General features: G+C 42.6%; 1 protein-coding gene. It reads right to left on the minus strand.

All coding sequences use genetic code 11. From position 1 onward, the window contains the following. Positions 1–165: 165 nt before the first annotated feature. A partial coding sequence (gene tuf / locus B7C41_RS19830) for an elongation factor Tu (protein ID WP_085300714.1) occupies positions 166–1,125 on the minus strand: 960 nt, incomplete at its 5' end.

Here is a 1,125-nt window from a genome sequence, read left to right on the forward strand (position 1 = left end):
TGAGAACTAAAATCAACCTTTTCTCAAAAGAGCATGAGTCCATGCATACTTTAAGGTAAGAGTAGATGCAACAGCCGCGGTATAACCTAATTAAACTTTAGTTATTAAAAAAGGATGCCGAAGCATCCTTTTTATCTAAGTTCTCGTGAGAACTAAAACCTGGAACTAGTCCATGATTTTAGATACAACACCAGCACCTACAGTACGACCACCTTCACGGATTGCGAAGCGTAAACCTTCGTCCATCGCTACTGGGTTGATAAGCTCTACAACAAACTTCAAGTTGTCGCCTGGCATTACCATTTCAACACCTTCAGGAAGCTCTACAGCACCTGTGATATCTGTTGTACGGAAGTAAAACTGCGGACGGTATCCTTTGAAGAATGGCGTATGACGACCACCTTCATCTTTACTTAACACGTATACTTCTGATTCGAATTTAGTGTGAGGTAAGATTGAACCTGGAGCACATAATACTTGACCACGTTCTACATCTTCACGCTTAAGACCACGTAGAAGAACACCACAATTCTCGCCAGCACGACCTTCGTCAAGAAGCTTACGGAACATTTCAACACCAGTACAAGTTGATTTTTGTGTATCACGGATACCAACAACTTCTACTTCTTCGCCTACTTTGATGATACCGCGCTCAACACGACCAGTAACAACTGTACCACGACCTGAGATTGAGAATACATCTTCGATAGGCATGATGAATGCACCGTCGATTGCACGCTCTGGCTCTGGAATGTAAGAATCAAGTGCGTCAGCAAGTTCTACAACTTTAGCTTCCCACTTTTCTTCGCCTTGAAGAGCACCTAGTGCTGAACCTTGAATTACTGGTAAGTCATCACCTGGGAATTCGTATTCGCTAAGAAGTTCACGAACTTCCATTTCTACTAATTCTAGTAATTCTTCGTCATCTACAACATCACATTTGTTCATGAATACGATGATGAAAGGTACACCAACCTGACGTGATAACAAGATATGCTCACGTGTTTGTGGCATAGGACCATCTGTAGCAGCAACTACTAAGATAGCGCCATCCATTTGTGCAGCACCAGTGATCATGTTTTTGATGTAATCAGCATGGCCAGGACAATCTACGTGTGCGTAGTG

Origin of the sequence: Cognaticolwellia mytili (assembly GCF_002104475.1) — a bacterium.
Lineage (GTDB): Bacteria > Pseudomonadota > Gammaproteobacteria > Enterobacterales > Alteromonadaceae > Cognaticolwellia > Cognaticolwellia mytili.